The following is a 25,906-nucleotide window of genomic DNA, read 5'->3' as shown; positions in this document are numbered from 1 at the left end:
CTCACTCCCGCCCGAGTATCGCGGCGGCGGCGTCCACGCCCTCGCGGGTGCCGATGACGATGAGGGTGTCCCCGCCGGCCAGCCGGAAGTCCGGAGCCGGGGACGGACGGGCCTCCGCGCGGCGCAGTACGGCGACCACGGAGACCCCGGTCTCGGTGCGCATCCGGGTCTCCCCCAGCACCCGGCCGTTCCAGTACGAGTACGCCGACAGCTCGATCCGCTCGGCGACGAGGCCGAGGTCGGTGGTGTGCAGGAGGTTCGGGCTGTGGTGGGCGGGCATCAGCGCGTCGATCAGCGAGGCCGCCTCCGCCCCGGTGAGGTGCAGCGACTGGGCGCAGGCGTCGGGGTCGTCGGCCCGGTACAGGTTCACGGTGCGGGAGCCGTCCCGGTGCGCGATGACCGACAGGTGGCGTCTTTCGCGGGTGGTGAGGTCGTACTGGACGCCGATGCCCGGCAGTGGTGTCGTACGCGTCCGTGGTGCGGGCACGGCCCATCCCCCTCGTTCTTCGTGCGGTGCGGCGGGGGCCATGGTGCCACGTTCGGCGTGTCCGGAATATGGGTGTCGGCACGGATGGACAGGAAGGGTCGCGGGCGGTGAGGATGGAGCGGGGAAGTAGGTTCCTCCGCAGGTCAGACCGTATGTGCGCCAAGGAGGCGGGCCCGCGGCAGCTGACGGGGGGAGACCGGCGGCGCGGCGGGCGACGGCGCGGGAAAGGACGTGGGGCCATGTCGCTGTACGGGCGGATCTTCCTGCTGAACGCGGTCGTGCTCGTCGTCGCGGTGGCACTGCTGCTCGGCCCGGTCACGGTCTCCACGCCCATCCTGCTCGGCGAGGCCCTCGTCCTGCTCGGCGGGCTCGGCGCCATGCTCGTCGCGAACGCGGTGCTGCTGCGGATCGGCCTCGCGCCGCTCGCCCGCCTGAACCGGGCCATGGCCACCGCCGACCTGCTGAGGCCCGACGCCCGGCCCGCGGTCACCGGCCAGGGCGAGATCGCCGGGCTCACCGCCACGTTCAACACCATGCTCGACCGCCTCGAAGCGGAGCGGGCCACCAGCAGCGGCCGGGTGCTGTCCGCGCTCGAAGCCGAACGCCGGCGGATCGCCCGGGAGCTCCACGACGAGATCGGCCAGACGCTCACCGCCGTGCTGCTCCAGCTCAAGCACGCCGCCGACCGGGTCCCCGAACCCGTACGGGCCGAGCTGCACCAGGCGCAGGAGACCACCCGCGCCAGCCTGGACGAGATCCGCCGCATCGCCCGCCGACTGCGCCCCGGCGTGCTGGAGGAGCTCGGTCTGCACAGCGCGGTCCGGGCCCTGGCCGCCGAGTTCACCACCACCCGTCTCGGGGTGAGCGCCCACATCACCCCCGGGCTGCCCGCGCTGGGACCGGCGGCCGAGCTCGTTCTCTACCGCGTCGCGCAGGAGAGCCTGACCAACGCGGCCCGCCACTCCGGCGCCGGCCGGGTCGAGGTCCACCTGCTGCCGCTGCCGGGCGGCGCCGGCGTGGGGCTCGTGGTCGGCGACGACGGCGGCGGGATCGGGGCCGCGCCGGAGGGCGCCGGGATCCAGGGCATGCGGGAGCGCGCCCTGCTGATCGGCGCCGAACTGCTCGTCGGCGCCGGGCCCGGCGGCCGCGGCACGCGGGTGTGCCTGAACGTCACCGCGGACCGGACCGGAGGAACCGGGCGATGAGACCACCCGCCCCGGCCCGCGTGCTGCTCGCCGACGACCACGCGCTCGTCCGCAGCGGCGTACGTCTCATCCTCGACGCCGAACCGGACCTGTCCGTGGTGGCCGAGGCCGCCGACGGCGCCGACGCGGTCGCCCTCGCCCGCCGGGATCCCGGCCTCGATCTGGCCATCCTCGACATCGCGATGCCCCGCCAGACCGGGCTGCAAGCCGCCCGGGAACTCTCCCGGCTGCGGCCGGGCCTGCGGATCCTGATGCTGACCATGTACGACAACGAGCAGTACTTCTTCGAGGCCCTCAAGGCCGGAGCGAGCGGCTACGTCCCCAAGTCGGTCGCCGACCGCGACCTCGTCGAGGCCTGCCGCGCCGCCCTGCGCGACGAACCGTTCATCTACCCGGGCGCCGAGACCACCCTGATACGCACCTATCTGGACCGCGCGCGGACGGGCGGGGCGCTGCCCGCCCGGCCCATCACCGAGCGCGAGGAGGAGATCCTCAAACTCGTCGCCGAGGGCCACACCTCGAAGGAGATCGGCGACTTCCTCGTCATCAGCGCCAAGACCGTCGAACGCCACCGGGCCAACCTCCTCCAGAAGCTCGGCCTGCGCGACCGCCTCGAACTGACCCGCTACGCGATCCGCGTCGGTCTGATCGAGCCCTGACCCGCGGCCCCGCAGGGCCTAGCTTCCCTTCAGCCGCCGGACGACCTCATCGGACACCCGGCGTTGCAGTTCGGCGAGTTGCTCGGGGGTGTACGCCGTCAGGTCACCGGCCTCGCCGGGCTTCGGCGTGCCCGCGGCCTTCTGTTTCTCCTCTTCCCGGCGTTTGAGTTCCTTCTCCTCCGGCGAGCCGGGCGCCGCGTACGCACACCGGATGAGCACTCCGTCGGCGGTCTTCAGACAGCTCGCCTCGCGGCCGTCCGGCAGGCCGCGGCCCTCCACCCGGTACCGGAGGTTCTGGTCGCTGCCGACCGTCGCCGTCCAGGTGCTGCCGCCGGTGGGCACGACCTCGAACACCTGGTCGTCGTTGTAGCAACAGACGTCCCGGTACTCGGCCTTGATCAGCGCGACGAGGGCCTTGGGCGAGGACCACGTCGGATCGAGCCGGTGGACGGTGATCGGGGCGAGCGCGCCGCCCTCCTGCCGGGTCGACACGGTGGACACGGCGACGACCGAACTGGCCTCCCCCTGCGGGGTGAGCGGCGTGACGTACGCGCCGTGGCCGCTGCCGTCGCGGTACTGGAGCGTGAACTCCGACTCGTTGCCCGCGTTGGCGCCGTCCTCGGAGGCGTCCCAGCCGCTGCGCTCGAACCACCAGTCGCTGAAGCTGCCGACCGCGGCCGTGCCCTCCCGCTGCCGGCCCGCGAGGCTCAGCGGGTAGGACGGCCCGGGCACCGCGGCGGTATCGGTGGTGACGGTGAGCTTCCCCGTCCGCCCGTCGTAGAGCGCGACTCCGGCGGGCCGTTCGGTCACCACCAGGATCCCGGTCTGGCGCTTGAGGGGGACGACCACGATCGGGGTGTCGCCCGAGCAGGTCACGTACGCGTCGCTGGCTTCGAACCGCACCCAGCGCTTGTGCGCCGAGATCTTGCGGCCGAGGTTGTGGTTGAACCAGCCGCCGATGCGGGCGTCCGCCGTGTCCAGGTCGAAGGAACAGCGCTGCTGGCTGCGGCTGCTGCCGCCGAGCGGGATGTCCTGAACGAGGCCCACCTCGTACCCGGCCAGCCAGCCCCGCCGTTCGACCAGGGTGGCGAACCGGTCCGAATCCGGCAGGTAGGTGATGTCGGAGATCTCGCCGGTGACATCGCCCAGGTGCGGGGCGGCCTGCGCCTTTCCGACCAGGTACGGCGCGCGGGCGGACAGTTCGGGCACCGGCTCGGACACGATCCGCGCGTTGCCCATGTACGCCCGGTCCTGGAGGTACGCCCCGTACACCAGCCAGCCGACCGCGAGGCCGAGCCCGAGCAGCCCGCCCAGCCAGCCGAGGGCCGCCACCGGCAGCCGCCCGGCGAACCGGCCGCGCCCCCTGCCCCCGATCAACCGCAGCACCAGCCACACCAGTACCGCCAGGAGGGCCGCCAGCAGTGGCGCCGCCAGCCAGGCGAAGACCTTGCGCAGCTCCCAGGCCACGATCGTGGTGAAGTACGAGGCCCACCAGAGGAACAGCCCCACCAGAATGACGGGTATCCCGATCCGCAGTGCCCGGCCCATCAGCGCCCCCCGACGTCAGTTGCCCGATGGAGTACCCCGCGCCGGGACGTGTCAGTCCTTCCGGACCCCCGCGGTGTGACACCGTCGGGGTGCGCTCACTGGGGCCGGGCGAAGTCCTGGGTCCACCAGGGGCCGCCGGCCTTCTGGACGCCGACGCCTATCTCGGTGAACTTGCAGTTGAGGATGTTCGCCCGGTGCCCGGGGCTCTTCATCCAGGCGTCGACTACTGCGGCCGCGTCCGCCTGCCCCTTGGCGATGTTCTCGCCCGTCGCCGACCACTTGTAGCCGGTCGCGCTGATGCGTCCCGACATGGTGGAGCCGTCCGGTCCGGTGTGGGAGAGCTCCCCGGACCGCGCCATCACCTCGGTGTAGGACTGGGCCGCCTGCGTGAGCTTGGCGTTCGCCGTCAGGGCTCCGCAGCCCGCCTGACCGCGCTCGATGTTCACCAGCCTGATGACCTCGGCGGCCTCACCGGCCGGGGCGCCGGCGGGGGCCGGGGGCGCGGGCTTCTTCGTCGTGGCCGCCGGCTTGGGCTTGGGGGGCGCGGCGGGGGCGGCCGCCTTGGCGACCGGGTCGCCCGGCGCGGAAGCGGTGGCGCTCGCGGAGGCCGGCGCCGAGGCGGAGGCGGAGGCGGACGCGGACGCCGAGGAGGTGCCGGGGCTCGGCTCGCCCGACGCGGAGGGCGGGGCGGACTCCGTCGGCTGCTCGCTCGGCGTGGCCGTCCCGGTGGCGGCCCCGTTCGCGCGGCCGTCCGCCGCCGGGGCGACGAAGTCGGCCGCGCGGGACTTCCCCGAGGGCGCGGTGGCGGCGTTCACCGCGAGCACCCCCACGGTGCCGGCGGCGAGGGTCCCCAGGGCGGTCAGGACCACGCGCCGGGCCCGCGGGTGGCGCGCGGCGCGGTGGCCGGCGGGTATGCGGGGGTGGGGGGTCTGCATGGCGGGGGCCTCCGTTGGGACGGGTGACTCGCAGGCCGGGCCGCGCTACGAGGGGGTGCCGCGCCGGAACGGGCGGCTGGATGTGACTGTACGAGGCGCACCGGCCGCCCGGCCGACTCTGAAGGGAGCCCTCAGGGAGCCCTCAGGTGCCGTTAAGGAACCGCTCAGACTCGCCGCTTGCCGCCGCGCCGGCGGCGCCCCCGCAGGGTGCTCCGGGCGATGTCCGTGGAGAGCCCGAAGGTGACCCGTACGGACGCGCCCCCCAGCGCGGCCCGCGCGATGTGCACGGTGCCCCCGGTCGCCGAGGCGGCCCGCCGTACGATGTCCAGCCCGAGGCCCGTGGAACTGGTGCTGCTCCCGCGCGCCAGCGCCGCGTCCGGGTCCGGAATGCCGGGACCCGCGTCCTCCACCCGTAGTTCCACGGCCTGCGCGGTGCGGTCCACGGCGATGGCGAAGGCCGTGCCCTCCGCGGTGTACCGGAAGACGTTGCCGACCAGCGCGTCGACGACGGCGGCGATGTCGTCGTGCGCGAGGTCGACGGTGGTGGCCTCCTCGGCGATGTCCAGGGTGCAGGTCCGGTCCTGCTGTGCGGCCAGCACGGCCCAGAACCCCGCCCGGCGGCGGATCACCTCGCCCGCCTCGCACCGCTCGCCCGGTGTCCGGCCCGTGCCTGCGGACGACGCGGAGGGCGGCGCCGACGGCGAGGGCGACGGCGATCCCGCGTCGCGCAGGGCGCGTCCCATCGGCCCCATCGCCAGCGGGGTGCGGGCGGCGGTGATGATCGCCTGGAGTTCCGTCTCCAGCGCGCCGACCGCGGCCTCGACCCTGCCCGATTCCGGGCTCGGACCCATGCGTTCGGTGGCGAGGTGCAGGGCCGTCAGCGGGGTCCGCAGCCGGTGCGAGAGGTCCGCGACGAGTTCGCGCTCGATGGCGAGCAGCTCCGTCATCCGGTCGGCCATGGCGTTGAAGGCCACGCCGGCGTCCCGCAGTTCGCTCGGGCCCATCGGGACGACCCGGGTGCTGAGGTTGCCCTCCCCCAGTACGTACGAGGCCTGCGCGAGTTGCTTCGAGGACCGGACGACCTTCGCGCCGAGGCGGTCGGCGACGAGCACCGATCCGATGAGCAGCCCGATCGCCAGGACCACCATGACCGTCCACGAGGCGGCGACGCCCCGGGTCAGGTCCGACTCGGGGACGTAGTTCTCGACGACGGCGACCCGGTCCTGCGGGAGCACGACCGGCTGGAGGTAGATCCAGCCGCCGCCGGGCACGTCCTGCGAGATGGACTCCCGGCCCCGCTTGGCCCGCTCCAGCAGATCGGCCGGCGCGTGGCTGGTGCCGATGGCCCGGGTGTCGGGCAGGTGGATCGCCAGGTGTTCCGCCCGGTCCAGGCCCGCCATGGATTCGCGCAGGTCGTCGGGGTCGGTGGTGAGGGTCAGGATGGGGGCCATGGCGGCGGCGGGCTGTTCGGCCGCCGTGATGCTCTGTTCCCTGGCCAGCGACATGACCAGGACGGCGAGCGGTATCAGGAAGGAGAGGGCGACCATCGAGGTGACGGCGAGGGCCACGCCCGCCAGGGACCGCCTCAACGGGGCTCCACCAGCTTGATGCCGACGCCCCGGACCGTACGCAGGTAGCGGGGCGCGGCGGCGCTCTCCCCGAGCTTGCGGCGCAGGGCCGACAGGTGCACGTCGACCGTCTGGTCGTCCACGTAGGGTTCGCGCCACACCTCGCTCAGGAGCCGGCGCTTGGACACGACCTGTCCCGCGTGGTGGGCGAGGAACGCGAGGAGGTCGAACTCCCTTCGGGTGAATCGGAGTTCGCGGCCGTCGAGGACGGCCGTCCGCGCCCCGGGGTCCACGGTCAGCCGGCCGACGGAGACCGGGCGCATCAGGTCGGCGGGCGCCCCGGACCAGGCTCCGCCGCCCGGTTCCGGGGTGTGCGAGCCGGCCGTGCGGCGCAGCACCGCGGACAGCCGGGCGACGAGCTGGCCGCCCGAGAACGGTTTGACGAGGTAGTCGTCGGCGCCCGCGTTCAGCAGCCGGATGATTTCCGCCTCGTCGTCCCGGGCGGTGGCCACCACGACGGGCACCGGGGAAAGTCCTCTGATCATGCGGAGCGCGTCAGCTCCGTCCAGGTCCGGAAGTCCGAGGTCGAGCACGACGGCGTCGAACGACATCCGGGTGATTTCCCGCAAAGCGCCGAAACCGTCGCTGGAGTTGTGTACGGCGAATCCGTGCTCCGTCAGGATCTCGATCAGGAACGCGCGAATTCGGGGGTCGTCCTCGACGACGAGTACACGGGGCATGCGGGACACCATATCCAGCGGCGCAATTGACCGGAACCGACGAGTCCGCCTTCATTCCCCATGGCCTTTTCCGGCATTCCAGCGGATGTCGGTCACGGGAAAGTCAGGGCGTTTCCGGTGACGTTGAGAATGACCGGACGGTCCAGCACCGGGATGTTGCAGCCTTCTTCCGCGTTGCAGCTCGCGTAACCGATGAGGGCCTTCGCGGCGCCGGCACTCGCGCCGCCCTTGCCCTCGGCGCGGACGGGCAGGGTGAGCGTGACCGGGCCGTCCGGGTACACCGGGACGGCGCTGTCGACGCCGGGCAGGTTGATCCGCAGCACCTCGGCGTCGACCGAGGCCGGCCCGTCCGCCGCGAGGCCCCCGGCGACCGTGACCGAGGTGGGTCTGCCCACCCCTTCGACGCCGTCGGCCGGCAGATCGGTGCTGTAGAGGTGGTAACCCGCCTCGGTCGGGGTGAAGGTGGCCGTCAGACTGCCCTTGGCGTCCTTCCAGCCGGTGACCGCGAGCGTCACCGTCACCCCGTTCTGCGTGAAGCGGGTGACCGCCGGGGCGCTCGGCTGCGCCTTCGCGGCGGAGCACGAGGTCAGCCCGGCCGTGGCGAACAGCGCGAGGGCCGCACCGATCAGCCTCCCGCCGCGCGGGGCGAACGCGGTACGGGTACGGGTGCGGGTGCGGGTGCGGGTAGTGGTGCGGGCCATGGCGGTCCGGTCCTTCCGTGGGGCGGGGAGTCGGGCGGGGCCGGGCGTTACGACCACTGGCGCAGGAAGGAGCCCAGTCCGTCCGCCGTCAGCGCGGGGTTGCCGGTCTGATGGGTGTCGGTGCGGACCGTCCCGGGCGGGCTGAGCACGATCAGTACCGGCATCTTGTAACTGCCGCCGCCCGAGGAGTACTTGCGCAGGATCGAGAAGTTCGCCGAGTTCTGGCTGCCGATGTCGATCTTGACGAGGTGATAGGAGTCGTTGAGGAGCGCGTTCGTCGCCGGCTGGCCGAACACCTTGTCCGCCGCCTTGCAGTTGCCGCACCAGTTGGCGCCGAAGTCGAGCAGGACCTGCTTCCCGTCGGCCGCCGCGGCGCGCAGCGCGGCGTCGAGGGCCTGCTGACCGTCGGCCGCGGAGTCGTAGCCGGGGGCGAAGGCGGTCTTGGCCGTCGTCTTGGGGGCGGAGGCCGCCGGCTTGGGCTTGGCGGCGGGGGCCGCCCCGGCCGGCCCCGGCTTCGAGCCGGCCGGGTTGGGACTCGCGCCGGCGGAACCCTGGGTCGCGGCGGGCGGGGCCGGGGCGGACGCGGAGGGCGTCGCCGGGGCGGACGAGGGGTCGGCGGGCGGGACGAAGACGGTGCCGGGCGCCGGCTCGGTCCGCGACCGCGCTTCGGCGGAAGCGGCGGCCGAGGCCGTGGTTGAAGCGGCGGTTGAGCCCGGCGACCGCAGCGCCTGCGTACCCGCCCAGGCGGCACCGAGGGCGGCCACGGTCGCCACCGCCGAGGCGATGACGGGTATCCGCAGGCCGCGCCGGGAGCGGCGGCCGTGGCGGGCTGAGCGGTGAGCGCGAGAAGACATGGTGGGGCCACCCCTGGGATGCGCGGGTTCGGACACCGGTGGCCGAAACGGCCCGGGCGGCGGCGGGGCGTCCGGCCGCCGCCCGCCCGTCGGTGACCGCGAGCTTAGGGCGGCCCGGGGTGGCTGAAAGCCATTGGGCACGATCTTGAGGTGCCGTTAAGGAAGCGCTCAGACTCCGCTTCGCCGAAGCGGCACGGAACCCGGACAACTCGGTTGGCCGGGGGCGCGGGGCCGCGGGGCCGCGCTCAGAAGTCAGAAGGAGGTCTCGCGGACGGCGGCCCGCGCCGACGGCACGATCGTCGCCGTGATCTGCGAGGTGTGACCGCTGCCGGTGAACGTGACGGTGAGCGTGTGGTCCGCGTTCTGGGCGGTGCTCACCTTGAACCCGAGCGCCGGGACCGCGGAGATCAGGCACACCTTGTCGCTCCCGTACCGCACGGTCGCCTTGCCGCCCGTCGACGGGACGGTGTGCGACCCGGCCCCGCCGCCCCCGCAGCCCTGGACCGGGGTGGTACGGGGTGTGCCGGCCGGCGAGGGGAGGGGTCCGGGCGCCCGGGAAGGCGAGCGGGAGGCGGCCGCGGGAGTGGAGAGCTGCGGGCTGGAGGCCGAGGGCGACGCGGAAGGGCTCGCGGAAGCGGAGGGCGAGCCGGAACCGGAAGCGGAAGCGGAAGGGGAAGCCGAGGCACTGGGTGAGAGGAACACGGTCGGCGCCGACCGCGCGACCGGCGGTTTCGGCCGTGTCGAGCCCGCCACGAAGTCGACGGTGGCCATGACGGCGGTCACGCTGGCGGCCGTACAGGACACCCATATGAGCAGGTAGCGCGGGAAGCGGAAGCGGTGCACGCCCCCATAGTGACGGAGCCGGGCCCTGCGCGGGCAGCCGCGGTGAGGGCCGTCTCCCCGACGGAAGGTGAGGAATCCGCCGATACGGGGAACCCGTGACGAGGACGGCGGACCCGACGGGCCGCGCGGCGGCAGACGAGGCGGGTATCGCGTGCTCATCGACCTCTCCGGCAGGACGGCCCTGGTCACCGGCTCCACGCAGGGGATCGGCGCGGCCATCGCCGCCGGCCTGGCCGCCGCGGGCGCCCGGGTGGCCGTCAACGGCCGCAGCCGCGCATCCGTGGAGGAGGCGCTGGCCCGCCTCCGCGCGTCGGGCGGCGAGTTCGTCGCGGCGCCCGGCGACATCACGACGGACGAGGGCGCGCGGTCCGTCTTCGAGGCGGTCCCCCGGACCGACATCCTCGTCAACAGCCTCGGAGTCTTCGCACCGGCGAAGGCGCTGGAGATCGAAGACGACGAATGGCGCCGCTACTTCGACACGAACGTGCTCACCGCAGTCCGGATGATCCGGCGGTACCTCCCGGGCATGATGGAGCGCTCCTGGGGCCGCGTCCAGAACATCGCCAGCGACTCGGCGGTGGCCGTCCCCGCCGAGATGATCCACTACGGGATGTCCAAGACGGCCCTGCTCGCCGTGTCCCGGGGCTTCGCCAAGGAGGCCGCCGGCACGGGGGTGACCGTCAACTCCGTCATCGCCGGCCCGACGCACACCGGCGGCGTCGAGGACTTCGTCCACGAACTGGTCGGCCGGGACCTGCCGTGGGACGAGGCGCAACGCGCGTTCATGCGCACGCACCGCCCCCAGTCGCTGCTCCAGCGGCTGATCGAGCCGGAGGAGATCGCCCACATGGTGGTCTACCTCTCCTCCCCCTTCGCCTCCGCGACCACGGGCGGCGCCCTCCGAGTGGACGGCGGCTACGTGGACTCCATCCTCCCGTAGCCGCCCGCGCCCACCCGCCGGTGCCCGCTCAGGCGTTCTCGGCGGCGAACATCCAGTGGTGCTTTTCGAGGTCGCCGGTCACCGCGATGAGGATGTCCTGGGTGACCGGGTCGGGGTCCGCGGTGGTCTGGATGCGTTCGCGCATGCGGGTGATCACCGCACTGAGGCCGTCGACGAGGATGCGTACCGCGTCCACGTCCTTCACCCAGCCCTCCGGCACCCCGCTGATCGCGCTCGACGACGCCACCGTCGCGGCCCGGCCGTCCGGGGTGATCCCGAGGGCGGAGGCGCGTTCGGCGACCACGTCGGAGTGGGTGCGCGCCGAGGTGACGACCTCGTCCAGCTGGAGGTGCACGGACCGGAAGCGGGGGCCGACCACGTTCCAGTGGACCTGCTTGGCGACGAGCCCCAGGTCCACCAGAGCGCCCTGCAGCGCTTCGCCGACGACCTTCAGGTCAGCTTCCGGGAGGGCGTTCTTGACGACGGACACGACGTCTCCATTCCTCGGTGTTGCTCGATTGTTCGACTGGATGACTGAATGACTGCGGACGAAACGGCGCCTACCCTGAGGGTCTCGGACAAAACGCTCACCTGCCCGTCCGGTCGAGCCGCACGGCCACCGCACGAGGCCGGTTCGGCGGCGCGGAAGGCCGGTCGGGGGCCCTCTCCTCCGGTTCGGTCATGGCCCGCATGTGGCCGCTGCCGCGTACGGTAAACGGGGTCGGGCCCGCGAACCGACGACGGGGACCACGGGTACGGAGCGGCGCGCGCCGCGGGGACGGGGGCGGGACGGGGTGAGGTGGAACGGCGTCGACTTCACCGTGGACGGGCGCGAGCCCACCACGGCGGAGGAGTTCCACCGGATCGGGCTCCACTGCTGGCAGGAGCCGCGACACCGGGAGGCCGCCGCGTTCTTCCTCGAACCCGCGGCCCGCGCCGGTCACGCCGCGGCGGCCGAACTCCTCGGGCACGTCCTGTTCTCCCGGGGCGAGTACGCCGCGGCGGCGCCCTGGCTGCGCGGCTGCGCCGGCACCTCCCGGCGGGCCGCCCACTACCTCGGCCGGCTCTCCTACGACGGCTGCCCGCCGGCCGGCATCACCGCCTCCTACGCGGACGCCGCGCACTGGTACCGCGAGGCCGCACGGCTCGGCGAGCCGGAGGCCATGCTGGCGCTCGGCGAGATGTACCTGGAACGGCTGCTGCCGCTCACCCGGGCTCCCGTGGCGCACGCCCTGGAGCTGTTCGTCGCGGCCGCGGAACTCGGCCACCCGTACGCCCAGTTCCGCAGCGCCGAGCTGTACCGGACCGACTTCGAGGCGCCCGACCGGGCGGCCCGCTGCTACGAGCGGTGCCTGGCGAACCCGGCCACCGCGACCCACTCGCTCGGCTCGCTGATGACCCAGCAGAGCCGGTGGCACCTGAGCCACCTCCGCGCCGCCCGGGACGCGGACCGCTCCGGCCGGGAGCGCGACCGGCTCCACCCCCGCCCACCGGACGAGCCCCGCTACTGACCGCCGCCGACGGCAAGCCGTGAGCCGTGAGCCGTTCGGAGCAGGGCGAGATGTGGTCGCACCGGACCAGGGCTACGTTCCACTGATATGACGTACATATCAGGCGACCGGGAGTCCGAGTCCGGTCCCACCCGCCGCGCCCTGCTCGTCGCCGGCGCCGGGGCGGCACTCGCCGCCGGCTGCGCTCCCGGAGGCACCCCCGGCGCGCCGGCGCCCACCCCGAGCGGCTCCGCTCCCTCCGGCCTCGCGGCCGCGGCCGGCCCCACCCCGGGTGCGATGACGCTCTTCAAGGACCCGGGGTACAACTTCAACGGCCTCCTCGCGCTCGGGGCCTCCGGCGCCGGCGCCGCCGAGGTCGGCGAGGTCCTCACCGCCGTGAACGCGATCAACGGGGCCGGCCTCTCCGCGCAGACGTACGTCGAGACCTTCCGCAAGCTCGGCGACCAGCTCCTGGGGCCGCCGCCGGGCGCACCGGCCGACGGCCAGACCAAACGGTTCCGGGCGCTGCGCGCCGCCCAGTACTACGGCCAGGCGCTGTTCTTCGTCCTCGGTTCCAAGGACCCGGGCAGCGAGGAGCAGCTGTACAAGGCGGGACGCGACGCCTGGGACACCTTCTGCGACCTGTGCGAGCCCGCCCCGGTCAAGGCCGCCGTCCCGTACGGCACGACGCCTTTGCCGGTGTGGTTCTTCCGGCCCGACACGTCGAACACGCCCCGGCCCACCGTGATCCTGACCAACGGCAGCGACGGCCAGAACGTCGACATGTGGACCTACGGGGTCCCCGCCGCGCTCGAACGCGGCTGGAACGCGCTCGTCTACGACGGTCCGGGGCAGGGGCAGCTGCTCTTCGTCGACCGGGTGGTGTTCACCCCCACCTGGGAGAAGGTCGTCAGCCCCCTCGTCGACTGGCTTTCCGCCCGCCCGGACGTGGACCAGGACAGGATCGCCCTGACCGGTCTGAGCATGGCGGGTGACCTCGCGCCGCGGGCTGCGGCCTTCGAGAGCCGGATCGCGGCGCTGGTGGCCATGCCCGGCTGCATCGAGCCGTGGCTCGGCTTCCCGCCCGAGATCCGGCAGATCCTCACCCCCAGCAAGGAGGAGACGAACGACATCTGGAACACGAAGGTCGTTCCCGAGCTGCCGCCGGAGGCCGCCGCCGTGCTGAAGAAGCGCTTCGAGCCCTTCTCCGTCCCGGCGATGCTCCAAGCCCGGCAGGGCAAGCTCTTCACCGACTTCTACACCCCCGCCACCCGTATCCAGGCACTCTCGATCGCCTCCGTCATCAGCCGGATCAAGGCGCCCACCCTCGTCCTGGACTACGAGGACGAGCAGTTCTACCCCGGCCAGCCGCGCCGGCTGTACGACGCGCTCACCTCGCCCAAGGACTACGTGAAGCTGACCGCGGCCCAGGGCGCCCAGCTCCACTGCTCCCCCATGGCCCCGCAGCTGCACTGCGAGGTCGTCTTCGACTGGCTCCAGGAGACCCTGCCGGGCGGCGGCTCATGAGCCGAGTGCGTCCGAGACGCTCTGCTGCCAGTAGGTGACCGTCAACGAGCTGTCGTAGTAGACGCCCGCCGCCGGCAGGGACGGGACGGCGGACGCGCCGCCGTCGCTGAGGGGCGTCCGGCCCTGGAAGGCGATCGTCAGCCGGTGTCCGGTCACCCCGCCCTCGCCGCTGCCGTCGGCCGCCGACAGCAGGGCCCCGGCGTAGCCGGACTGGCCGGGGGCGAGGGTGACCACGGCCTGGGGCTGGGTGTCCTTCCGCGCGGCCGGCGCCCACTGCATCTCGTCGAAGCGGAGCACGGGGTAGTACGTGAGGTCGCAGTTCTTCGTGCCGGTGTTCTTCACCGTGATCAGCATGTGGTTGAGCGGACGGGAGACCGTCTGGACGGTGACGGCGGTGTTGGACCCGTTGCAGGTGACGCGGTTGCCCTCGGCGGAGGGGTCGGAGGAGCCCTTCGCGTCGCCGCCGGTCGTCTTCGCCGTGCCGGTCGCCTTCGCCCCGCCGGACTTCGGGGCGGAGCCGGGCTTCGTGGCGGAGCCGGAGGCCGAGCCGGAGCCGGCACTCGCAGTGGCCGTCGCCGAGGGAGTGGCGACGGCGGAGTCCGAGAAGGTCGCGGCCCCCTCGTCCTGGAGGCCCTTGCCGTCCTGGCACGCGGTGAGGGCGAGGGCCGCGAGGGCGAGTGCGGCGGCGCCGCCGAGCCGGCGGGTGGCGCGGGGACGGGAGGCGCGGGAGGTGCTCGTGGCGGGGGTGCTGCGGAAGGCGGACATGGCTGATGGCCCCTCATGTGACATGGCTGCGGCGGCCGGTCGGGACCGGTCGCCGTGAGCGGTGTGCTTGGATGGCCCCAGCCTGTGCGGTGATCCGTCCCAGCCGCCACCCACCGGGGGCAGTCAGGGACGGTGGGACGCCGAAACGGGCTCTGAGCTGCTGAAACAACCCGTTCCTGGGACGCCGGACGGGGACACGGGGGTAGGAGGATCGGTGCCGGAAGACACTGCCGGGTCCGGGTTCGCCGGGCTGCTGCGGGAGTTGAAGGACCGGTCCGGCCTCAGCTACGGAACGCTCGCCAAACGGCTCCACATGAGTACGTCGACCCTGCACCGGTACTGCACGGGCGATGTCGTCCCGACGGAGTACGCACCGGTCGAGCGGTTCGCCCGCCTCTGCAAGGCCTCGCCCGAGGAACTCCTCGAACTGCACCGGAGCTGGGTGCTGGCGGACACGAACCGCCCGCGCCGGGGTGCCGGTGACGCGGAGGGCCCGGCGCGGGCCGACGCCTCCCCGGCGACACCGCCGCCGTCGCCATCGCCGCAGGAGAGCGGGCCGGGTGCGACGGAGGAGCCCGCGCCCGCCGGCACCCCGCCCGCGGCGGCCGTACCGGAGCGGCGGCGCCGTCCGCGCACGGCCGTTCTCGCCGGGATCGCGGCGGTCGTCGTGGCCGGGGCGATCGGGGCCGTCGCCCTCACCGCGCACCTGACGTCACGGGACGCCGACGTCCGCGGCCGGCCCGCCGCCGCCGCGTCCGCCGCGCCGGGAGCGGGGGAGCGCGCGGACGGCCGGACGGCCTCCCCCGCGCCCTCGGCGCCCTCCCCGTCGGCCTCCGGCGGTGCCGGGGCCGGAGCCGGCACCGGCACCGCCGCACCCCCGGCACCGTCCGGGTCCGGGTCCGCGCCCGGTTCCGCGCCCGGGGCCCCCTCCGGCGACGGCGCCGTGTCCGGTGCCCCGGTGAAGGTGACCGCCCAGCCGTACACCTGGGAGTCGCCCTGCGGCCAGCACTACCTGATCGAGAAGCCTCCGTCCGAGGTGGGCCCGCCGCCCCTGGAACGGGACGCGCCCGCCTGGGTGGCGGCGTCCCGGGCCGTCTCCGCGGGCGAGCAGTACGTCACGCTCACCCTCCAGGGCTCCGGCAAGGAGACGGTGGTCCTGGACGGCCTGACCGTCCGTACGGTCGGCAAGCACGCGCCCCTCGCCTGGAACGACTACGCCATGGGCTACCCGGGTGTCGGCTGCGGCGCCGGCGTACCGACCCGGTCGTTCACCGTGGCCCTCGACGCCGCGCGCCCGGCCGTCGTGCCCGAGCCCGACCAGCCGGACTTCCCGTTCAAGGTCAGCGAGTCGGAACCGGAGGTGTTCTACGTCAAGGCCGACGCCTCCGCGTACGACGTGAGCTGGTACCTGGAGCTGTCCTGGTCCAGCGGCTCCCGCCACGGCACCCTCACGATCGACCACAACGGCAGGCCCTTCCGTACCAGCGGCCTGGGCGGTCGCCCGGGCTACGAGTTCCCCCTCGGCGGCGACGGCTGGGTCAAGGCCGGGACGACGACCTGACCCGGCGCCCGGCCGGGCCACCGGACGCGTGCCGGGTATCCCGGCGTGCGCCCCGCCCCGGCGCGGCGCACGCTGTGAGCGTGGGTGCGTACCTCCAAGGGCGGCACCGCGTACGAACCGCCGCGCAGAAGGCCCGGCGGGCCGAGATGCGGAGGCGACACCGGTGTCCGACACCCGAACCCCGCGCCGGCCGTCCAGCGCGCAGCGGCGGGTCCTCGCCCCGCTGGCGCTCGCGCAGTTCATCTGCAGCTTCGCGGGCTCCAACATGAACGTGATGATCAACGACATCAGCGAGGACCTGGACACGACCGTCCAGGGGGTACAGACGGCCATCACGGTCTTCCTCCTGGTCATGGCCGCGCTGATGATCCCCGGCGGCAAACTGACCGACCGCTACGGCCGCAAGCGCTGTCTCCTGGTCGGTCTCGTCGTCTACGGCATCGGCGCGCTGCTGAGCGCCGCCGCCCCGGGCCTGGGCGTACTGATCCTCGGGAACTCGATCCTGGAGGGCATCGGGACGGCCCTGCTCATCCCGCCCGTCTACATCCTCACGACGCTGATCTTCACGGACCTCCCCTCCCGGGCCCGGGCCTTCGGCGTCATCATGGCGCTGGGCGGCATCGGCGCGGCCGCCGGGCCGCTGATCGGCGGGCTGATCACCTCGGCGCTGAGCTGGCGGGCGGCCTTCGTCTTCCAGGCCCTGGTCATCGCCGTGATCATCCTGCTGAGCCGCCGCCTGGAGGATCCGCTCCCGCCCGATCCGACCCGCTCCTTCGACACCACCGGGGCGGTCCTCTCGGCAGCGGGCCTCATCCTCGTCGTCATGGGCATCCTGGCGGCCGACGACAGCCTCTGGCTCACGGTCGGCCTGCTCGCCCTGGGCGCGCTCGTGCTCCTCGGGTTCTTCCGGTCCGTGCGGGCCAAGGAGCGGGCGGGCAAGGAACCGCTGCTGTCCACGGCCCTGTTCCGGGACCGCACGTCCAACCTGGGCCTGGTCACGCAGAACGTCCAGTGGCTGCTGCTGATGGGGTCCTCGTTCACCGTGGCGGCCTACCTCCAGGTCGTACGCGGCTACGACGCCGTCCAGACCGGTGTCATCTTCACCGCCGCCACGCTCGGCCTGCTCGTGTCCTCGCTCGCCGCCGAACGCCTCGCCGAGCGGTGGCCCCAGCGGACCCTGATCGTGACGGGTTTCCTCGCCACCCTCGTCGGCATCGTCGTCCTGATCGCGCTGGCCGGCAGCTCCCCGAACCCGTGGGCCCTCACGCCCGGCCTCCTGCTGATCGGACTGGGTCTCGGCGTGATGCTGACCCCCTCGGTCAACGTCGTCCAGTCGAGCTTCCCCGAAGAGCGGCAGGGCGAGATCTCCGGCCTCTCCCGCAGCGTGTCGAACCTGGGTTCCTCCCTCGGCACGGCGGTGGCGGGCACCATCCTCGTCGCAGGCCTCTCCACCGGCGCCTACGCCGCCGCGATGATCGCGCTGGCCGTGATCGGGCTCGTCGGGCTCGTGGCCGCACTGCTCCTGCCGCGGAATCCGGGGCGGTGACCGCCCCTCCCCCCACTCCCCCGGTCAGGCGGGACCACGGCCCGCCGCGGCCCGGCCCATGGTCAGCGCCAGCCGCCGCACCCGGCGCCAGTCCATCGGCGGCGCGCCCAGCCGTACGCCCGGCCGGTGCCGGGGCACGCGTACGCGCAGGGCGCCGGCCGCGAGGCGGCAGCGGACCGGAGTGGGCAGCGTCAGGGCCTCCCCGTCGACACCGACCGGGATGACGGGGGCGTCGGCGTCGACGACGACCTCCCGGGCGGTGGTCTCGGTCAGCCCGCGGCCCTGCTGCCCGCCGTGCAGCAGGAGCTCCGCCGCCTCGGCGGCGTTGCCGACGTGGATGCCCAGCACCCCCAGCTCACCGGTGTCCAGCCGCTCCCGGCGCCCGAGCCCCGCCGAGTCGCCGCGCTGATAGGGGTTGTTGCTCACCAGGACGGCCTGGGGGGCGTCCAGGACCGGCCCGTCGCCACGGACGCTCAGCCGCGCACCGCTCTCCTGGGCCAGCAGGTCGGGCAGCATCGCCAGGATGGTGCGGACCTTGTCTTCGCGGTAGGCGGGGCTCTGCACCACCTCCGCGTACACGCCGAACGAGGCACTGTTGACGAAGACGACCTCCGTACCGGGCTCCGCCGACTCCTCGGGCTCCTCGGGCTCCTCGGGACCTCCCGCCCGGAGGTATCCGAGGTCGACGCGCAGTTCGACGCCGTCGGTCAGCGCCTCCAGGCATCCGGCGGGGTTCTTGCGGTCCAGGCCCAGGTCCAGGGCGAAGTGGTTGCGGGTCCCGGCGCTGATCACCACGAAGGGCAGGTCGTGCGCCACGGCCACCCCGGCGACCAGGGCCTGAGTCCCGTCACCGCCCGCGACGCCGAGCAGGTCGGCGCCGCGCCGGACGGCCTCCCGCGCCAGCTCGGCCACGTCCTGCGGCCGGTCCGGATCCAGTACGACGACCTCGGCCCCCAGGGCCCTGGCCCGCTCCGCGAGCCGGAACCTGGCGACCTTCCCGCCTCCCGAGCGCGGGTTCATGATCAGGAACGGCCGCCCGGCCCTGCGGGCGGGGTGCTCGGGCATGGCCGGCGGGGCGTCCTCGACCAGCGCGGCCCGGCCCGCGAAGACGGCCAGCGCCCACAGGCCGAGCGAGACCAGCACGACCCACAGCAGCCCGGCGGCCGCGTACAGGGCGAGCACGGCGAGCGGCACGGCCACCAGCAGCAGCACGGCCAGCACCCGGATCCGGCCGGTATGGGTGAGCATCCACCACACGCCCGCCGCCGAGAGCGCCAGCCCCGCCCACCCCACGCCCATGAGCACGAGGCTGACGAGCCCGCCGAAGACCACCAGCACCAGCAGCGCCGCCACACCCGCGGCCAGTGACAGACGAGCGGCCCAGCGCCTTCCCATGCCTCACCTTCCCGCGGCCCACCGGCTGCCGGACAGGAGCCGTACACCCCCTTCAGCCTACGAGCGCCACCCCCACCCGGCTCGCGGAACCCGGCGGTCCGGGCCCGGTTTGTTTCCGCCCCAGGGGAGGCGCGAGGACGGCGCGGGCGAGGACTGCCCCCGGCGCGCCCGTTGTGACTCGTGCGTACTGCACACCCCGGAAGTGACAGCCGTGACTGTCGCGGCCCTCGGACCGCGTGACAGCGTAAGCACGTCACCGACCGAGGGAGCAGGAGTGAACAAGGGGTACGCGGCCTTCTGCGACGCCGACCGCTGGTTCTACGACGCGCCGTACCGGCGGGCCGAGGAGAACTACCCGGCCGCGCTCGCCCCCGTACCGGCGGGGTGGCAGACGCACCGCAGCGGGGACTGGCTGGCGCTGCGCCCCCTGGACGCCCAACTGCCCTCGCAGGGCTGGAAGATCCACGTCTCGGCCTGCCTCGACAACGCCGAGTCGGTCCTCGAACGGGTCTACCGGTACTGCGTGGAGCGGCGGATCGCCTTCAAGTTCGTTCCGAGCCGGTACCTGTTGCACCTGCGCAACGCGAAGTACGCGGACCGCGCCGCGAGCGGGAAGTTCCTCACCGTCTACCCGGCGGACGAGGAGCAGTGCGGGCGCGTCGCCGAGGAGCTCGACGCGCTGCTGACCGGCGAGCCCGGCCCGTACATCCTGAGCGACCTGCGCTGGAACGGCGGTCCCGTGCACCTGCGGTACGGCAGTTTCACGCTGCGGCACTGCTACGACGACCGCGGCGAGCTCGTTCCCGCGATCGAGGCCCCGGACGGCCGGCTGGTTCCGGACCCGCGGGGGCCGGTGTTCCAGCCGCCGGAGTGGGTCGAGTTGCCCGCGTTCCTGGCGCCCCACCTGGCCGAGCGGGCGGCCGTCACCCTCGAAGGACTCCCCTACACCGTCGAGCGGGCCCTGCACTTCTCCAACGGGGGCGGCGTCTACGCCGGCCGTGACGTCCGCACCGGCGAGCCGGTCGTCCTCAAGGAAGCGCGCCCCTTCGCGGGGCTCGCGGCCGACGGGGCGGACGCCGTGACCCGGCTGGACCGCGAACGCCGGGCCCTGGAGCAGCTGGCCGGGCTGGACTGCGTGCCCGCGGTGCACGGCACCTTCACCGTCGGGGACCACCACTTCCTGGTGATGCGGTATTTGGAGGGCAAACCCCTCAACACCTACTTCGCCCGCCGGCACCCGCTGATCGAGGCGGACCCCGACCCCGCGGAGCTCGCGGAGTACACGCGGTGGGCGCTGGAGATCCACCGGCGGGTGACGGAGGCCGTGGAGGCGGTGCACGCCCGCGGCATCGTCTTCAACGACCTGCACCTGTTCAACATCATGGTCGCGGAGGACGAGGAGACCGGCGAACCGTCGGTGTCGCTCCTCGACTTCGAGGCCGCCGCGCACGTCGACGAGGGGCTCCGCCAGACCGTCGCCAACCCGGCGTTCGTCGCCCCGGCGGACCGGCGCGGCGTCGCCGTCGACCGGTACGCCCTGGCCTGCCTGCGCCTGGCCCTGTTCCTGCCGCTGACCAGCCTGCTGGTGCTGGACCGGGGCAAGGCCGCGCACCTGGCCGACATCGCCGCCGAGCAGTTCCCGGTACCCCGTGAGTTCCTCGACGAGGCGGTGCGGGAGATACTCGCCGGGGCGGAGACCGGGGCCGGGGCAGAGGCCGGTGCCGCCGGGTCCGCGGTGAGGCCCCGCCACCCCTACCTGCCGGTCGAGCCGGGCGACTGGGAAGCGGCCCGCGCCTCCATGACGGCGGCGATCAGGGCCAGCGCCACCTTCGACCGCGACGACCGCCTCTTCCCCGGGGACACCGCCCAGTTCGCGAACGCCGGCGGCGGCACCGGTTTCGGCTACGGAGCCGCCGGTGTGCTGTACGCGCTCGCCGAGACCGGCGCCGACCCGTGGCCCGAAGCCGAGGAATGGCTGCTGGCCCGGACGAAGGAACCGGCCTCCGGCATGCCGCTGGGCTTCTACGACGGCCTCGCCGGTATCGCGTGGACCCTGGAGCGGCTCGGCCACCGCGACCGCGCGCTCGCCCTCGCCGAACAACTGCTGGGCCAGCCCTGGCAGTCGGCCGGCCCCGACCTGCACGGCGGACTCGCCGGCATCGGGCTGGCCCTGGACTCCCTGGGCACGGCCACCGGCGAGAGCGCACTGCACGCCGCGGCCCTGCGCTGCGCCGATCTGCTCGCGGAGTCCGAGACCGCCGCCGGTTCGAAACGGGCCGGTCTGCTCCACGGCCACAGCGGCCCCGCCCTCCTCCACCTGCGGCTCTACGAACGCACCGGCGACCGGGAGTCACTGCTCCGGGCCGGCCGGGCCCTGCACCGCGATCTCGACCGCTGTGTGACCAGCGTCTTCGGCACCCTCCAGGTCGACGAGGGGTGGCGCACGATGCCCTACCTCGGGGCCGGCAGCGTGGGGATCGGCATGGTGCTGGACGACTGGCTGGCCCACGCCCCGGACGAGCGCTTCGAACGGGCCCGGCCGGAGATCGTCCGCGCCGCGCAGGCGACGTTCTACGCGCAGCCGAGCCTGTTCCGCGGCGCCGCCGGAATGATCCTCCACCTGGCGCGCACCACCACCCCGGGCCCGGGCTCCGGCCCGGAGGACATCGCCCGGCAGGTGGAGGCCCTGGCCCGGCACGCGGTCCCGTACCAAGGCTTCCTGGCCTTCCCCGGCGAGCAGATGATGCGCCTGTCCATGGACTTGTCCACGGGCACGGCCGGCGCGCTCCTCGCCCTCGGCAGCGCCGCGCCCGGCGGGCGCGCGCGGCTGCCGTTCCTCCCGCCGCCGCGGTCGGCCGCGGCGGCCCCAGAGCCGGTCCCCCTCGTGGGGGCCGTGACCCATCGGAACACCACAGTGAAGAGGAATCAGACATGACGCTTCTCGACCTGCAGTCGATGGAAACCCCGAAGGAAGAGACCACCGAGGCCGCGCACGGTGGCGGTGGCGGCAGCCGCGCCAGCCTGCTCCTCTGTGGCGACAGCAGCCTGAGCATCACGACCTGTAACTAGTCAGGTCCTATCGGGCCCGGGCGGTTTTCCGCCCGGGCCCGCACCACACCCCTGGAGCCGTCGCCCATGACCGCACCCGATCCCACCCGTGAGGCGACGGCCGCCCGCGGCGCCGACCGGGCGCTGCGGGCGGCCGCACGACACAGCGGCGGCCGTCTCGCCGCCGCCGCCGCCTGCTCGGTGGCCGCCGCAGGCGCGGCGCTTGCCGAACCGGCGGTCCTCGGCCACACCCTCGACCTGCTGCTGCGACAGGACCCCGGCGGCGCCCGGTGGACCGCGTGGTGCGCGGCGGTGATCGCCGCCGAGGTACTGCTCGACGCGGTGACGGCCCGGCTCACCGGCGGCGTCGACGCCCGCTCCACCGCCTGGCTGCGGCGCCTGGGGCTGGGCCGGCTGCTGCGGGCCGCGCCGCACCACGCCGCCCGCCACTCCCCCGGTGAACTCTCCGCCCGGCTGACCGCCCAGGCCACCACCGCCGGCGCGGTACCGGCCGCCGTGGTGAGCGCGGCCGTGGCCCTGCTGGCGCCGCTCGGCGGGCTCGTGGCGCTGGTCCTGGTCGACGTATGGACCGCGCTGGCCTTCCTCGCCGGACTCCCACTGCTTGCCGTGCTGTTGAGGGCGTTCGCCCGCGACTCGGGCGCCAGCGTGGGCCGTTACCAGGAAGTCCAGCTCGCGATGGCCGGCCGCCTCGTGGAGACCCTCGCGGGCGCCCGTACCATCGCCGCCGCCGGCACCGCCGAGCGCGAACAGGCGCGCGTACTGCGCCGGTTGCCGGAACTCGGCGCCGAGGGGCGGGAGACCTGGCGGATCTACGGCACGACCATGGCGCGCACCGGTGCCCTGATGCCGCTGCTGCTGTACGTCGTCCTCGGCGTGGGCGGGGTCCGCCTCGCCGAGGGGGCCCTCGGCGTCGGCGGGCTCCTCGCAGCGGTCCGCTACGCGGGACTCGCGGCCGGGGTCGGCGTCGTGACGGGGCGGCTGGCGGCGGTGGTGCGCGGCCGCGCCGCCGCACGCCGCACGGCGGCCCTCTTCGACCTGCCCCAACTCCCTCAGGGCGTACGCCGGTTGCCGCAGGGCGGGCCGGGCGCGCTGGAGCTGCGCGGGGTGCGGGTCGTCCGCGAGGGCACCGAGGTGCTGCGCGACGTCGACCTGCGGATCCCCGGCGGGACCACCGTGGCCGTCGTCGGCCGCTCGGGCTCCGGCAAGACGACGCTGGCCGCGGTGGCGGGGCGGCTCACCGCCTGCGACGCGGGCCGGGTCCTGCTGGACGGCGTACCGCTGGAGGAGCTGTCCGCCGGGGAACTGCGCCGCGAGGTCGGCCACGCCTTCGAACGGCCCGCCCTGTTCGGGGCGGACGTCGCGGCCGCCGTCGCGTTCGGCGGCGGGCCGGCGCCGACCCCGGAGAGCGTACGCGCCGCGGCGCGGGCGGCCGGGGCGGACGCCTTCGTACGCCGCCTGCCCGACGGCTACGACACGGCGCTGCCGGACGCGCCGCTGTCCGGCGGGGAGCTTCAACGCCTGGGCCTGGCGCGGGCGTTCTGCCGTGCCGGGCGGCTGCTCATCCTGGACGACGCGACGTCGAGCCTGGACACCCTCACCGCCCGGGAGGTGGAGCGCGCCCTGGCCCACGAGGTCCGCCCGGGCACCCGCCTCGTCGTCGCCCACCGCATCTCCTCGGCCGCCCGCGCGGACCTCGTCGTCTGGCTCGACGCGGGACGCGTCCGCGCGACCGGCCCCCACGCGGAGCTGTGGCGGGACCCGGCCTACCGGGCGGTGTTCGGCGCCGGGACGGAACCGGTCGGGCACCCGGACGCGGAGCCTGCGGCGGCGGCCTCGGCTCTGGCGACGGCACCGGTACCACCTGCCGCCGGAGGGCCGGACGCGCAGCGGAACGCGGGCTCCGACGCGGCAGCGGATGCGGCCCCGGCCTGGGCCGAAGGAACGGGCCCGGAACCGGACACGGAGCCGGGGGCGGCACCGATCCCACGAACGGGTGCGGCGCCGGTCGAAGGGCCGGACACGGGAGCGAGTGCCGGAACGGGATCGGCCGCGGCGGGCGGCGGGGGGCGCTCCGGCGGGCGGCGGGCGCCCGGCCGGGAGACGGTCCGATGAGCGGGGACGGCTCCTGGCGCCGGGTGTCCCGCGAGGGCCGACGCTTCCTGCGCGGGCGGTACCGGTCGCTGCGCCGGCTCGCGCTCTGGTCCCTGCTGGAGTCCGCGCACACCTTCCTCGGCGGCTACGCGGTGGCCCGCGCCCTCGACGACGGCTTCCTCTCCGGGCGTACCGGCACCGGCCTCGGCTGGCTGGCCGTGGCCGGCGCGGGGGCCCTGCTCGGCGCCCTCGCCCTGCGCGGAGTGTTCGGCGGGCTCGCCGACCTGGTCGAGCCCCTGCGGGACGGCCTGGTGCGGCGTTCCGTACGCCAGGCGATCGGGCGGGCCGTCGCCGATCCCGGTCGGGCCGGTGACGCGGGTGCCGTCTCCCGGCTCACGCAGCAGACCGAGATGGCCCGGGACTCCTTCGCCGGACTGGTCCTGGTCGCCCGGTCGTTCGTCTTCACCGCCCTGGGGGCGCTGCTGGGGCTGGCCGCGCTGGATCCCGTCCTGCTGGTCCTCGTACTGCCCGCGCTGCTCCTGGGCACGGCAGGGTTCCTGGCCACGTTGCGCCCGATGGCGGGCGTGCAGCGGGCGGCGCTCGACACCGACGAGGCGCTGTCCGCGCGCTCCGGCGAACTGGCGGCGGGGCTGCGCGACGTCGTCGCCTGCGGCGGCGGGGCGAGCGCCGGAGCCCCGGTGGAGCGGCTGATCGCCGAGCAGGAGCGGCTGACCGGGCGCCTCGCGCGCTGGACCGCCCTGCGCACGCTGGCCCTGGGCGTCGCCGGCCGGTTGCCGGTCGTCGCGCTGCTGGCCGGGACGCCGTGGCTGCTCGGGCGCGGGGTGAGCGCGGGCGCGGTGGCCGGGGCCCTCACCTACCTCGTGCAGTCGCTGCTCCCCGCCCTGGACGCCCTGATGACGGCGGTGGGCGCGGCGGGCACCCGCCTGCTGGTGGTACTGGACCGCTTCTGCTCCCCGCGACCGTCCCCCCCACCGGACTCCGACCCCGCGACGACGGCCCCGGCGGCCAACGCGGGACCGCCCCTGGGCGCGGGCGCAACTGCGCGCGCGGACGCGGCGACCCCGGGCGCGTCCCCGGCCACGGCCCCGGCGGCGCCCTCGGCCCCGGGGGTGGGGGCCGGGCCGGGTGTCGCCGTTGAGTTGCGGGGGGTGTGGTTCGCCTACGGGCCCCGCGCGCAGCCGGTGATCGACGGGCTCGACCTGACGGTCGGGGCGGGCGAGCACCTGGCCGTGGTGGGGCCGAGCGGCATCGGCAAGTCCACGCTCACCGCTCTGATCGCCGGCCTGCTGCCGCCCGGCGGAGGAACCGTGTGGGTGGCGGGTGCCCCCGCCCGGGGCGTCTCCGGGCAGGAGGTCTCCGCGCAGGACCTCACCGGGCGGGGCGTCTCCGCGCAGGGGGGCTCCGCGCGGGGTGTCACCGGGCAGGGGACCGGCTCCGGGCAAGGCGTCTCCGGGCAGGGGGGCGGGCCCGATCTCCGGCGGACTCTGCTGCCCCAGCAGGCGTACGTGTTCACGGGGACGGTCCGCGAGAACCTGACCCACCTGTGCCCCGGCCCGGTATCCGGGGCCCAGGTGGAGCGGGCCACGGCCGCCCTCGGCGTGGACGGGCTCGTGGACCGGCTCGGCGGGCTGGACGGGGCCGTGGACCCGGCCCGGCTCTCGCCGGGCGAGCGCCAGCACCTCGCCCTCACCGCCGCGTATCTCTCCCCCGCCCCGCTGCTGCTGCTGGACGAGGCCACCTGCCACCTCGACCTCCGGACGGAGGAACGCGCCGAGCGGGCGCTCGCCGCGCGCCCCGGGACCCTGGTGGTGGTCGCCCACCGCATCTCCTCCGCCGCCAGGGCCGACCGGGTCCTCGTACTCGACGGGACCCGGGCGGTGTGCGGCACGCATGCGGAGCTCCCGGCCAGGTCGCCCCTGTACCGGGATCTGGTGGGTCTGTGGAACGCGCGGGGGTGAAGC

General features: G+C 74.5%; 23 protein-coding genes. 12 read left to right on the top strand and 11 right to left on the bottom strand.

Features of this window, described 5'->3' with window-relative positions; translation table 11 throughout:
* Nucleotide 1: 1 nt before the first annotated feature.
* The gene (locus tag EES41_RS31695) at nucleotides 2-487 is read right to left on the bottom strand and encodes a cation:proton antiporter regulatory subunit (RefSeq protein WP_008743763.1); all 486 of its coding nucleotides are present in this window, start codon (nucleotides 485-487) and stop codon (nucleotides 2-4) included.
* A 239-nt stretch (nucleotides 488-726) separates the two neighbouring features.
* Between EES41_RS31695 and EES41_RS31690 the strand changes: the two genes are divergently transcribed.
* Both EES41_RS31690 and EES41_RS31685 read left to right on the top strand, forming a co-directional pair.
* Nucleotides 727-1,692, top strand: coding sequence for a sensor histidine kinase (locus EES41_RS31690; protein WP_123081385.1), 966 nt, complete (start codon nucleotides 727-729; stop codon nucleotides 1,690-1,692).
* Nucleotides 1,689-2,351: a response regulator transcription factor gene (locus EES41_RS31685; protein ID WP_073798498.1), complete on the top strand. Its 663-nt coding sequence runs from the start codon at nucleotides 1,689-1,691 to the stop codon at nucleotides 2,349-2,351. The genes EES41_RS31690 and EES41_RS31685 overlap by 4 nt, the downstream gene beginning before the upstream one ends.
* A gap of 18 nt (nucleotides 2,352-2,369) precedes the next feature.
* Here EES41_RS31685 and EES41_RS31680 read toward each other — a convergent pair whose 3' ends face one another.
* The 7 genes from EES41_RS31680 to EES41_RS42410 form a co-directional block, all read right to left on the bottom strand.
* Nucleotides 2,370-3,899, bottom strand: coding sequence for a hypothetical protein (locus EES41_RS31680; RefSeq protein ID WP_123081384.1), 1,530 nt, complete (start codon nucleotides 3,897-3,899; stop codon nucleotides 2,370-2,372).
* Between the two features lie 95 nt (nucleotides 3,900-3,994).
* Nucleotides 3,995-4,834 (bottom strand): CAP domain-containing protein, encoded by an 840-nt coding sequence (locus EES41_RS31675; protein ID WP_123081383.1) that lies wholly within the window; start codon nucleotides 4,832-4,834, stop codon nucleotides 3,995-3,997.
* Nucleotides 4,835-4,998: 164 nt separating this feature from the next.
* Nucleotides 4,999-6,423 (bottom strand): HAMP domain-containing sensor histidine kinase, encoded by a 1,425-nt coding sequence (locus EES41_RS31670; protein WP_123081382.1) that lies wholly within the window; start codon nucleotides 6,421-6,423, stop codon nucleotides 4,999-5,001.
* Nucleotides 6,420-7,142: a response regulator transcription factor gene (locus EES41_RS31665; RefSeq protein WP_123081381.1), complete on the bottom strand. Its 723-nt coding sequence runs from the start codon at nucleotides 7,140-7,142 to the stop codon at nucleotides 6,420-6,422. The genes EES41_RS31670 and EES41_RS31665 overlap by 4 nt, the downstream gene beginning before the upstream one ends.
* A gap of 92 nt (nucleotides 7,143-7,234) precedes the next feature.
* Nucleotides 7,235-7,843, bottom strand: a complete 609-nt coding sequence (locus EES41_RS31660) for a hypothetical protein (protein WP_123081380.1) — start codon at nucleotides 7,841-7,843, stop codon at nucleotides 7,235-7,237.
* 47 nt (nucleotides 7,844-7,890) lie between these two features.
* A complete protein-coding gene (locus EES41_RS31655; protein WP_164495996.1) occupies nucleotides 7,891-8,697 on the bottom strand; it encodes a thioredoxin family protein in 807 nt (268 codons plus the stop codon).
* A 252-nt stretch (nucleotides 8,698-8,949) separates the two neighbouring features.
* Nucleotides 8,950-9,114: a hypothetical protein gene (locus EES41_RS42410; RefSeq protein ID WP_229895239.1), complete on the bottom strand. Its 165-nt coding sequence runs from the start codon at nucleotides 9,112-9,114 to the stop codon at nucleotides 8,950-8,952.
* 1 nt (nucleotide 9,115) lies between these two features.
* Between EES41_RS42410 and EES41_RS41670 the strand changes: the two genes are divergently transcribed.
* Complete coding sequence (locus EES41_RS41670) at nucleotides 9,116-9,517, top strand: hypothetical protein (protein ID WP_164495645.1); 402 nt, start codon at nucleotides 9,116-9,118, stop codon at nucleotides 9,515-9,517.
* Between the two features lie 174 nt (nucleotides 9,518-9,691).
* Entirely contained in the window at nucleotides 9,692-10,480 is a 789-nt protein-coding gene (locus EES41_RS31640) for an SDR family NAD(P)-dependent oxidoreductase (RefSeq protein WP_123081377.1), read from the top strand.
* A gap of 28 nt (nucleotides 10,481-10,508) precedes the next feature.
* Here EES41_RS31640 and EES41_RS31635 read toward each other — a convergent pair whose 3' ends face one another.
* Nucleotides 10,509-10,970, bottom strand: coding sequence for a Dps family protein (locus EES41_RS31635; protein ID WP_123081376.1), 462 nt, complete (start codon nucleotides 10,968-10,970; stop codon nucleotides 10,509-10,511).
* Between the two features lie 304 nt (nucleotides 10,971-11,274).
* Between EES41_RS31635 and EES41_RS31630 the strand changes: the two genes are divergently transcribed.
* Together EES41_RS31630 and EES41_RS31625 are read left to right on the top strand one after the other, a co-directional pair.
* A complete protein-coding gene (locus EES41_RS31630) occupies nucleotides 11,275-11,991 on the top strand; it encodes a tetratricopeptide repeat protein (protein WP_123081375.1) in 717 nt (238 codons plus the stop codon).
* An 87-nt stretch (nucleotides 11,992-12,078) separates the two neighbouring features.
* Entirely contained in the window at nucleotides 12,079-13,497 is a 1,419-nt protein-coding gene (locus EES41_RS31625; protein ID WP_123081374.1) for a S9 family peptidase, read from the top strand.
* Here EES41_RS31625 and EES41_RS31620 read toward each other — a convergent pair.
* Nucleotides 13,492-14,262: a DUF4232 domain-containing protein gene (locus tag EES41_RS31620; RefSeq protein WP_123081373.1), complete on the bottom strand. Its 771-nt coding sequence runs from the start codon at nucleotides 14,260-14,262 to the stop codon at nucleotides 13,492-13,494. The genes EES41_RS31625 and EES41_RS31620 overlap by 6 nt on opposite strands.
* A 214-nt stretch (nucleotides 14,263-14,476) precedes the next feature.
* Between EES41_RS31620 and EES41_RS31615 the strand changes: the two genes are divergently transcribed.
* A complete protein-coding gene (locus tag EES41_RS31615; protein WP_123081372.1) occupies nucleotides 14,477-15,823 on the top strand; it encodes a helix-turn-helix transcriptional regulator in 1,347 nt (448 codons plus the stop codon).
* A 163-nt stretch (nucleotides 15,824-15,986) separates the two neighbouring features.
* Nucleotides 15,987-17,369, top strand: coding sequence for an MFS transporter (locus EES41_RS31610; RefSeq protein ID WP_123081371.1), 1,383 nt, complete (start codon nucleotides 15,987-15,989; stop codon nucleotides 17,367-17,369).
* Between the two features lie 24 nt (nucleotides 17,370-17,393).
* Here the strand turns inward: EES41_RS31610 and EES41_RS31605 are convergent, their stop codons facing one another.
* On the bottom strand, nucleotides 17,394-18,764 hold the full coding sequence (locus tag EES41_RS31605) for a diacylglycerol kinase family protein (protein WP_123081370.1): 1,371 nt from the start codon (nucleotides 18,762-18,764) through the stop codon (nucleotides 17,394-17,396).
* A 274-nt stretch (nucleotides 18,765-19,038) separates the two neighbouring features.
* On the opposite strand from EES41_RS31605, the gene lanKC reads away from it, so the two are divergent.
* The 4 genes from lanKC to EES41_RS31585 all read left to right on the top strand — a co-directional run bounded on the left by lanKC (nucleotide 19,039) and on the right by EES41_RS31585 (nucleotide 25,903).
* Nucleotides 19,039-21,699 (top strand): class III lanthionine synthetase LanKC, encoded by a 2,661-nt coding sequence (gene lanKC / locus EES41_RS31600; protein ID WP_123081369.1) that lies wholly within the window; start codon nucleotides 19,039-19,041, stop codon nucleotides 21,697-21,699.
* Nucleotides 21,696-21,833 (top strand): SapB/AmfS family lanthipeptide, encoded by a 138-nt coding sequence (locus EES41_RS31595; RefSeq protein ID WP_030723876.1) that lies wholly within the window; start codon nucleotides 21,696-21,698, stop codon nucleotides 21,831-21,833. The genes lanKC and EES41_RS31595 overlap by 4 nt, the downstream gene beginning before the upstream one ends.
* A gap of 66 nt (nucleotides 21,834-21,899) precedes the next feature.
* Nucleotides 21,900-23,945: an ABC transporter ATP-binding protein gene (locus tag EES41_RS31590; protein ID WP_123081368.1), complete on the top strand. Its 2,046-nt coding sequence runs from the start codon at nucleotides 21,900-21,902 to the stop codon at nucleotides 23,943-23,945.
* Complete coding sequence (locus EES41_RS31585) at nucleotides 23,942-25,903, top strand: ATP-binding cassette domain-containing protein (RefSeq protein WP_123081367.1); 1,962 nt, start codon at nucleotides 23,942-23,944, stop codon at nucleotides 25,901-25,903. The genes EES41_RS31590 and EES41_RS31585 overlap by 4 nt, the downstream gene beginning before the upstream one ends.
* Nucleotides 25,904-25,906 lie beyond the last annotated feature (3 nt).

The organism is Streptomyces sp. ADI95-16 (assembly GCF_003721495.1).
In the GTDB taxonomy this organism is placed as follows: Bacteria; Actinomycetota; Actinomycetes; order Streptomycetales; family Streptomycetaceae; genus Streptomyces; species Streptomyces goshikiensis.
Note: the sequence above shows the minus strand (reverse complement) of the source record. Positions and strands in the feature narration are given on the sequence as shown.

Excerpts from the sequence above, each read along its gene's own strand:
- EES41_RS31655 (WP_164495996.1), bottom strand. The coding sequence starts at position 8,697 with ATGTCTTCTCGCGCTCACCGCTCAGCCCGCCACGGCCGCCGCTCCCGG.
- EES41_RS31620 (WP_123081373.1), bottom strand. The coding sequence starts at position 14,262 with ATGTCCGCCTTCCGCAGCACCCCCGCCACGAGCACCTCCCGCGCCTCC.
- EES41_RS31690 (WP_123081385.1), top strand. The coding sequence starts at position 727 with ATGTCGCTGTACGGGCGGATCTTCCTGCTGAACGCGGTCGTGCTCGTC.
- EES41_RS31680 (WP_123081384.1), bottom strand. The coding sequence starts at position 3,899 with ATGGGCCGGGCACTGCGGATCGGGATACCCGTCATTCTGGTGGGGCTG.
- EES41_RS31665 (WP_123081381.1), bottom strand. The coding sequence starts at position 7,142 with ATGCCCCGTGTACTCGTCGTCGAGGACGACCCCCGAATTCGCGCGTTC.
- EES41_RS31605 (WP_123081370.1), bottom strand. The coding sequence starts at position 18,764 with ATGGGAAGGCGCTGGGCCGCTCGTCTGTCACTGGCCGCGGGTGTGGCG.
- EES41_RS31685 (WP_073798498.1), top strand. The coding sequence starts at position 1,689 with ATGAGACCACCCGCCCCGGCCCGCGTGCTGCTCGCCGACGACCACGCG.
- EES41_RS31590 (WP_123081368.1), top strand. The coding sequence starts at position 21,900 with ATGACCGCACCCGATCCCACCCGTGAGGCGACGGCCGCCCGCGGCGCC.
- EES41_RS31625 (WP_123081374.1), top strand. The coding sequence starts at position 12,079 with ATGACGTACATATCAGGCGACCGGGAGTCCGAGTCCGGTCCCACCCGC.
- EES41_RS31660 (WP_123081380.1), bottom strand. The coding sequence starts at position 7,843 with ATGGCCCGCACCACTACCCGCACCCGCACCCGCACCCGTACCCGTACC.
- EES41_RS31675 (WP_123081383.1), bottom strand. The coding sequence starts at position 4,834 with ATGCAGACCCCCCACCCCCGCATACCCGCCGGCCACCGCGCCGCGCGC.
- EES41_RS31595 (WP_030723876.1), top strand. The coding sequence starts at position 21,696 with ATGACGCTTCTCGACCTGCAGTCGATGGAAACCCCGAAGGAAGAGACC.
- EES41_RS31585 (WP_123081367.1), top strand. The coding sequence starts at position 23,942 with ATGAGCGGGGACGGCTCCTGGCGCCGGGTGTCCCGCGAGGGCCGACGC.